The sequence below is a fragment of the Micromonospora sp. D75 genome (assembly GCF_018070405.1).
In the GTDB taxonomy this organism is placed as follows: Bacteria; Actinomycetota; Actinomycetes; order Mycobacteriales; family Micromonosporaceae; genus Micromonospora; species Micromonospora chalcea.
Genome location: NZ_JAGPXV010000267.1, coordinates 1 through 7,676, shown reverse-complemented (window position 1 = coordinate 7,676; position 7,676 = coordinate 1). Strand labels below are relative to the sequence as shown.

Annotated in this window: 9 protein-coding genes; 6 read left to right on the top strand and 3 right to left on the bottom strand. The window is 72.6% G+C overall.

Annotated elements, in window-relative coordinates; translation table 11 throughout:
- Both KBX39_RS17170 and KBX39_RS17165 read left to right on the top strand, forming a co-directional pair.
- Positions 1–486 (top strand): FkbM family methyltransferase (locus KBX39_RS17170; RefSeq protein ID WP_210871504.1); only part of this gene is annotated, 486 nt, incomplete at its 5' end.
- A gap of 37 nt (positions 487–523) precedes the next feature.
- The gene (locus KBX39_RS17165) at positions 524–1,063 is read left to right on the top strand and encodes a DUF1697 domain-containing protein (protein ID WP_210871502.1); all 540 of its coding nucleotides are present in this window, start codon (positions 524–526) and stop codon (positions 1,061–1,063) included.
- A 9-nt stretch (positions 1,064–1,072) separates the two neighbouring features.
- On the opposite strand, the gene KBX39_RS17160 is transcribed toward KBX39_RS17165, so the two are convergent.
- Together KBX39_RS17160 and KBX39_RS17155 are read right to left on the bottom strand one after the other, a co-directional pair.
- The gene (locus tag KBX39_RS17160) at positions 1,073–2,074 is read right to left on the bottom strand and encodes an MBL fold metallo-hydrolase (RefSeq protein WP_210871500.1); all 1,002 of its coding nucleotides are present in this window, start codon (positions 2,072–2,074) and stop codon (positions 1,073–1,075) included.
- Positions 2,075–2,214: 140 nt separating this feature from the next.
- Complete coding sequence (locus KBX39_RS17155) at positions 2,215–3,096, bottom strand: serine hydrolase (RefSeq protein WP_113971915.1); 882 nt, start codon at positions 3,094–3,096, stop codon at positions 2,215–2,217.
- Positions 3,097–3,134: 38 nt separating this feature from the next.
- On the opposite strand from KBX39_RS17155, the gene KBX39_RS17150 reads away from it, so the two are divergent.
- From KBX39_RS17150 to KBX39_RS17135, 4 genes are all read left to right on the top strand, one after another.
- Positions 3,135–4,112, top strand: coding sequence for a LysR substrate-binding domain-containing protein (locus KBX39_RS17150; protein ID WP_210871498.1), 978 nt, complete (start codon positions 3,135–3,137; stop codon positions 4,110–4,112).
- 40 nt (positions 4,113–4,152) lie between these two features.
- Positions 4,153–5,328: an endonuclease gene (locus KBX39_RS17145; RefSeq protein WP_210871496.1), complete on the top strand. Its 1,176-nt coding sequence runs from the start codon at positions 4,153–4,155 to the stop codon at positions 5,326–5,328.
- Between the two features lie 115 nt (positions 5,329–5,443).
- Positions 5,444–6,298, top strand: a complete 855-nt coding sequence (locus KBX39_RS17140; RefSeq protein ID WP_210871506.1) for an aldo/keto reductase — start codon at positions 5,444–5,446, stop codon at positions 6,296–6,298.
- A 107-nt stretch (positions 6,299–6,405) separates the two neighbouring features.
- Positions 6,406–7,389, top strand: coding sequence for an aldo/keto reductase (locus KBX39_RS17135; protein ID WP_166455619.1), 984 nt, complete (start codon positions 6,406–6,408; stop codon positions 7,387–7,389).
- Positions 7,390–7,452: 63 nt separating this feature from the next.
- Here the strand turns inward: KBX39_RS17135 and KBX39_RS17130 are convergent.
- Positions 7,453–7,676: hypothetical protein (locus KBX39_RS17130; RefSeq protein WP_210871494.1), on the bottom strand; the 224-nt coding region annotated here is incomplete at its 5' end.

Sequence of the window (7,676 nt, the reverse complement as noted above, 5' to 3'; positions counted from 1 at the left end):
CCGACGGGGCTGGGGGCGCGGTCCGGGAGCGCGCGGCTGGAGCGGTCGTCGGCGACGCCGACGGTGTCCACCATGTCGTCGTCCTGGATCGAGTCGGTCACCGCCGATCCGAGCTTCGCCGGGGTCCGCTGGGACCGGTCGGTCGAGGTGCCTGTGGTGACGCTCGACGACCTGGTGGCGCGGCACGGCGTACCGGCGTTCTGCAAGGTCGACGTCGAGGGCTTCGAGGTCGACGTGCTGTCCGGGCTCAGCCACCCGGTGCGCGGGCTGTCCTTCGAGTACCTGCCACCGGCGCACGACGCCGCGCTCGCGTCGCTGGACCTCGTGGAACAGCTGGGCGCGTACCGCTACAACTACTCGCCGGTGGAGACCATGCGGTTCGCGAGCGAGAGCTGGCTGGACGCGGCCGGGCTGGTGCGGCTGCTGGAGACGTACCGTCCCGGCGGCCGCTCCGGTGACGTCTACGCCCGGCTGTCGGACTCCTGACGTAGGGTCGGCCCCGGGCACGAGTCGAGGAGGGCCGATGGCCAGGTACGCCGCTCTGCTGCGGGCCGTCAACGTCGGGGTCAACAAGCTGGCCATGGCCGACCTGCGCCGCGTGGTCACCGACCTCGGTCACACCGACGTCAAGACGTACCTGCAGAGCGGCAACGTGGTCTTCACCAGCCCGCCGGCCCGGCCGGAGACGCTGGCCGAGGGCATCGCGAACCGGCTCGGCGACGACCTGGGCCTGCGGGTGCCGGTGCTGGTCCGCGACGGGGACGAGCTGGCCGCGGTGGCCGCCGCGAGCCCGTACGCGGGCCGGCAGGACGACCACACGCGGGTGCTCGTGGTGTTCCTGTCGGCCCCGCCCGCCGCCGCGCGGGTGCGCGAGCTGGCCGTGCCGCCGGGCGAGACGATGGAGTACGAGGTGATCGGCCGGGAGGCGCACCTGCACTTCCCGGCCGGCGGCTACGGGCGGACGAAGTTCACCGCCGCGTACCTGGAGAAGAAGCTGGGTGTGGTGGCGACGGCCCGCAACTGGCGGTCGGTGCTGGCCCTGCGCGACCTCACCGCCGCCTGAGCGACGCCGTCAGAACCGGTACGCCGTGTGGTACTCGGGCACCAGCACACGGCTGCGCGGCGAGACCCGGCGTATCTCGGCGACGAGGGCGTCCAGACGTTCCCGGTCGTTGTCGGCGACAGTCGGCGGGTTGGTCAGCGGCGTCTCGAAGTTGTCCCAGTGCACCGGCACCACGACCTTCGGATGGTCCAGCGCGGCCATCAGCCGGGGCACGTAGTCGGCGGTCGCCGTGGTGGCGGCGGAGGCGACCATCGCGACGTCCGGGGCCAGTCCGCTCAGCTTGCGCTCGTCGAAGTCGCTGGCGCCCATGAAGAACACGGACGGTCCGCCGTCGATCCGGATCTGGTACGCCAGCGTGTCGCCCTCGGGCAGGTCGGCGATCGTCTCCGGGCGGGGCGGCGGGCTGACCCGTACCCCAGGGAAGGCCATCGACCAGGTGGGATTCCGGCTGTGCAGCGAGCCGACCACCTCCACCGTGTACCCGTCGAAGTCGAGCACCTCGCCGCCCTTGACCGGGGCCAGTTGCCCGGTCGGCAGCCCGTACGCCAGGCCGAGGTGGTACGCGGTGAGCGTGCCGAAGACCCGGGCACCGGTCCGGACGGCGATGTGCGGCACGTCGTTGAAGTGGTCCCAGTGGGTGTGGGTGACGAAGATGTTCTCCGCCCGGTCGGCGAGCCGGTCGACCACGTCGGCGGCCACTGTCAGCCGGGTGTCCGGGTTGAACGGCTTCCGGAACAGCCCGGTGTCGTACCGGCTCAGGTACGGGTCGACGAGCACCGTCCGGTCCCCCATGTCGATCCGCCAGCCGGAGGTCCCCCACCAGCGGAAGCTCACCGCGCCGCGGCGGCGCGTGCCGCCGGCGGTGCGGCTCGGCGCGGCAACTGGGTTCGGCCCGGCGGCTCGGGCCGGGGCACCGGCGACGAGTCCGGCGGTGGTGACGACGGCGGCGCCGACTGCGGTGTCGCGTAGCAGTCGACGGCGGGCGTAGCCGGACGGCTGGTTCTCGGGCATGTGTCGTCCTCCCCGTTCGGGATCGGTGATCGGTAGGCCCAGACCACCACCCCGCCGATGCCGATGTCCAAGATCGACGAGCGCAACAGCCGATATCCGGACCGATATCACCGCAGGTCAGGCCGAGGGCTCGGCCTGCATCAACGCAAGGATTCGACAGCGGTCCGGGCCGCCTCCCCCATCGCCAGGTCCACATCGATCCGGCGGGCGGCAAGCCGTTCAGCGCGTACCGCCACCGCTATCGCGTACCTGCGACCGTCGGGATACTCCGCGACGCCCGCTTCGAGGTGCAGTCCCGGCAGGGTGCCGGTCTTCCCGGCGACCCGGACCCCAGGCGGGAAACCGGCGGCCAGCCGGGTCCAGAAGAGCTGCCGTGCCATCAACTCCCGGACCATGGCGCACGCGGGTGCCGGGCCGGCCTCGTCCCGCCACACCAGACGGAGCAGCCGGGTCAGCTCCCGGGCGGTGCTGGAGCTGGTGTGCTCGGGGTCGAAGACCCGCATCGCGCGGACCCGTTCGGGCGACAGGGTGGGGAAGATCCGCGCGAAGTCCGCCTCGGTGCGTGCGCCCACGTCGGAGAGCATCGTCTCGACGAGTTGCCGGGGGCCGCCGACGATCCGGGTGCGCGGCAGGTCCAGCTCCGCGGCCAGCATCGGCAGCACATCCGCCCCGACCCGGCGCAGCAGAAGGTCGGCCGCCGTGTTGTCACTCACCGACATGGCCAGGTACGCGAGGTCGCGCAGGGAGACCTCCACGTCGTCCGCGCAGCCGGCCACACCCCAGCCGCCGAGCCGGTCGGCGGCACCGGCAAGCACCCGTTCGGTCGGGTCGAGCTGGCCGGCGGCTGCCTGCCGGGCGAACTCCAGCACCACCATGATCTTGAAGATGGAGGCGATGACTATCTGCTCGTCGGCGCGCAGCGCCACCTCACCGCCGGTCGGGTCGTCCACGTCCACGACGTGCAGGCAACCCCGCACCCCGGCCCGCCCGAAGATCTCCCCGACCCGTTCCGCCACATCCACGCCGACACGGTAACCAGCGGCGACGCTAGGGTGCCCGGATGGACCTGCTGCGGCACCTGCGGCATTTCGTGGTGGTCGCCCGGGAACTGCACTTCGGCCGGGCCGCCGAGACGCTCGGCATGGCACAGCCGCCGCTGAGCCAGTCGATCCAGCGTTTGGAGCGGGAGCTGGGCGTCACCCTGTTCGACAGGTCACAGCGCCAGGTCGGCCTCACCACCGCCGGCCAGTTGCTGCTCGGCGAGGCCGACGAACTGCTGGCCGGTGAACGCCGGCTGCGTCACCTCGCCGAGCGGGTCCGCCGGGGCGCGCTCGGGGTGCTGCGCGCCGGCGTACCCCCGGAGACCCCGGCCGTGACGTTGCGCGCGCTGCTCGACGCGCTCGCGGCCCGCGCGCCCGGGCTCGCCCTCGACCTGCACGAACTGACGAGCGCCGAGCAGCACCGGATGCTCACGGACGGGCGGCTGGACGTCGGCCTGCTGCACCATCCGGTCGACGGGGCCGGGCTGCGCTTCGGTGAGCCGGTGGACGTACCTGTGGGTGTGCTGCTGCCCCGGGCCTCGCCGCTGGCCCGGCCGCGGGAGATCGCGCTCGCCGATCTGGCCGGCATGGACCTGGTCACCGCGCCACCGGCCACCGCGCCCGGCTGGCACGAGCATCTGCTGACCGTGTGCCGGCAGCACGGTTTCGCCCCGGCCCGGGTCCGCCCCGCGCGCAACCCGGAGTTCCTGTTCGGTCTGCTGCTCACCGGCGGCGCGGTCGCCGTTGAGCCCGCCGCGCTGGCCCGCCGGGAACCGCGTATCGCCTGGCGACCGATCACCGGCACGCCGCTGGTCCGGCGGATCTCCGCGGCCTGGCCGATCCGGGCGGCGCACCCGGCCGCGCCGATGTTCGGCCACCTCGCCACCGAGACGCTGACCGCGCCAGACGAACCGGGCGGGCCGGCGCTCCTCGCCCCGGCGGCCCGGCCGTGGCCGGTGCTGTTCGAGGCCGGCCGGGACGAAAAGTTGGCCCGCTGACCTCCCGCAGTTCACCCCGATCCGACTAACATCGCTGATCATGAATATAAAGCGCGTCACCCGCTCGCGATCCGGGCGGCTGATCGCGGCGGTCGTGCTGGCCGTCGCGGTCGCGATCCCGCTCGGCATGACCGGCGCCGCCTCGGCCGCGACCACACTGACCGTGGCACAGGCCCTCGCCGCGCAGGACGGCCGGACCGCCACCGTGACCGGCTACGTCATCGGCCAGCCCACCGCCACCAACACGGTGCTCACCTCCGGCTTCACCGCGGACACCGCGATCGCCATCGCCGACCAGTCCGGCGAGACCGGTACCTCCCGGATGCTGTACGTGCAGGTCACGGCCGCCTGGCGGAGCACCTTCGGGCTGCTCGGCAACCCGTCGCTGCGCGGGCGGCAGGTGACCGCGACCGGCACGCTGACCGCGTACTTCAGTCACGGCGGGCTGAAGAACCCGAGCGCGATGAGCCTCGGCGGCGGCGCCACGCCGAGCCCTTCCCCGACCCCGACCCCGGCGCCGACCGGCACGTCCGACGCCTACTACGCGGCCGCGGCCGGCAAGACCGGGCCGGCGCTGCGCACCGCGCTGCACGGCATCATCCGCGTGCAGACGAAGCTCAGCTACGACCAGGTGTGGGACGCGCTCAAGGACACCGACCAGGACCCGGCCAACCCGGCGAACGTGATCCTGCTCTACAGCGGACGCTCGCAGAGCAAGACCAGCAACGGCGGCGGTGCGAACGACTGGAACCGGGAGCACGTCTGGGCCAAGTCGCACGGCGACTTCGGCACCGCCACCGGCCCCGGCACCGACGTGCACCACCTGCGGCCGGAGGACGTGTCGGTCAACTCGCTGCGCGGCAACAAGGACTTCGACGCCGGCGGCGGCGCGGTCGCCGAGGCGCCCGGCTGCTACACCGACGCCGACTCGTTCGAGCCGCGCGACGCGGTGAAGGGCGACGTGGCCCGGATGATCCTGTACATGGCGATCCGGTACGAGGGCGGCGACGGCTGGCCGGACCTGGAACCGAACGACTCGGTGTCGAACGGCTCCGCGCCCCGGCTCGGGCGGCTGTCGAAGCTGCTGGCCTGGAACGACCAGGACCCGCCGGACGCCTTCGAGCAGCGACGCAACCAGCGGATCTACGAACGCTGGCAGGGCAACCGCAACCCGTTCGTCGACCACCCGGAGTGGGCCCGGTCGATCTGGAGTTGACGCTCGTCCCCGATGTGAGGAAGCGTGGCGAGCGGGTAGAGACATCCGGTTGGCACGGCCGGGGCGGGCGGCACGGACGCGCCCCGGCACCGCACGATCGGAGATGAGACTCTTCATGGCCCCCAACAGCGTTCCGGACATCGCGCTCAACGACGGAAACTCCATCCCACAGCTCGGCTTCGGCGTGTTCCAGATCGAACCGAAGGACACCGCCCGGGCGGTCGGCACCGCGCTGGAGATCGGCTACCGGCACATCGACACCGCCCAGATGTACGGCAACGAGGCCGAGGTGGGTCAGGCGCTGCGCGCCTCCGGGCTGGACCGCGGCGAGGTCTTCGTGACCAGCAAGCTGAACAACGGCTTCCACCGCCCGGACGACGCCCGCAAGGCGTTCGAGCAGACGCTGCGGGAACTCAAGTTCGACTACCTCGACCTGTTCCTCATCCACTGGCCGCTGCCCACCCGCTACGACGGCGACTTCGTCTCCACCTGGAAGGTGCTGGAGGAGCTGCGTGACGCGGGCACGGTCCGGTCGATCGGCGTGTCCAACTTCCAGGTCGCGCACCTGGAGCGGCTGGCCGCCGAGGCGGACGTGGTGCCGGCGGTCAACCAGATCGAGGCGCACCCCTACCTCGGCAACGAGGAGGTGCGGGCGTACGACAAGGCGCACGGCATCCTCACCGAGGCGTGGTCGCCGATCGCGCAGGGCGCGGTGCTCGGCGACCCGACGGTCGTCGACGTGGCCGAGCAGGTCGGCCGGACCCCGGCCCAGGTGGTGCTGCGCTGGCACGTGCAGCGCGGCGACATCGTCTTCCCGAAGTCGACCACCCCGAAGCGGATCGAGGAGAACTTCGCGATCTTCGACTTCACGCTCCACGACACCGCGATGGAGCGGCTCACCTCGCTGGACCGGGGCGAGGACGGCCGGACGGGCCCGAACCCGGACGAGTTCGACTACATCCCGAGCTGAACCGCCGCACACCGAAGGGCCCGGGGAACCGAGGCCCTTCGACGTTTGACTTCGCGCGCACTCGAAGGGGCAGGGTGACCGGCAAAGCTCCGACGGGGAGGAAATCCATGCGCTACCGCACCATCGGCACCGACCCTGCGACGCGCCGCAAGGTCAGCGTGCTCAGCCTCGGCGCGATGCTCTTCGGCACCGCCACCGACGAGGCCACCTCGTTCGCCATCCTCGACCGCTACGTGGAGGCCGGCGGCACGTTCATCGACACCTCGGACAACTATGCCTTCTGGCAGAACGGGGGCCAGGGTGGCGAGAGCGAGGAACTGCTCGGCCGCTGGCGGCGCAGCCGCGGGGTCGGCGACGAGGTGGTCATCGCCACGAAGCTCGGTGCCCGGCCACTCGCCCCGGGCACCAGCTACGTGGACAACCCCGAAGGGCTGTCGGCGAAGGTGATCCGCGAGTCCGCCGAACGCAGCCGGGAGCGGCTCGGGCTCGACCGCATCGACCTGCTCTACGCCCACATCGAGGACCACACGGTTGCGCTGCGGGAGACCGTGGAGGGCTTCGCCGAGCTGGTCGCGGAGGGCACCGTCGGGCTGCTGGGCGCCAGCAACCACCGCGCCTGGCGGGTGGAGCGGGCGCGGGCGCTCGCCGCCGCGGCCGGGTTGCCCGGGTACGAGGTGCTGCAGTACCACCGCAGCTACCTGCCCCGGCGTCTCGACGTGCCGAGCGAGCTGGACCGGGACGGGGACGTCGGCTGGGTCGGCCCGGACCTGCTCAGCTACCTGCGGGCCGAGCCGCAGCTCACGCTGGTGGCGTACTCGCCGCTGCTCAAGGGCGCGTACGTCCGGCCGGAACGGCTCGGCGAGGAGTACGCGGTGCCCGCCACCCCGGCCCGGCTGGAGGCGTTGCGGGCGGTGGCCGCCGAGACCGGGGCCACCGTCAACCAGGTGGTGCTGGCCTGGCTGATGGGCGGCGACATCCCGTCGATCCCGCTCGTCGGCTTCTCCTCGGTGGCGCAGCTGGAGGAGAGCCTGGGCGCTGTCGACCTGGAGCTGACCGCCGAGCAGCGGACCCGGCTGGACTCGGCGCGCTGACCGGCGCCGGGCCGGGTGGCTCACACGCCACCCGGCCCGTGCCGATCGACCGGATCGTGTCGCTCAGGCGGCCGGGTACCGGTCGACAGCGACGTCGAGCCGCAGGGTGCCGGTGCCCGGCAGGGTCACCTCGGTGGCGTCGGCCGGGCGGGCCGCGCCGTCGAACCAGCCGGCGTAGCTGACGAACGGCGGCGTCCACAGCCACGCCACGGTGACCGGCTGGGGGCCGAGCACGCGCAGCGCGTACTCGCCGTCGCGGTCGGCCGTCCGGCCGATGACCTCACGGG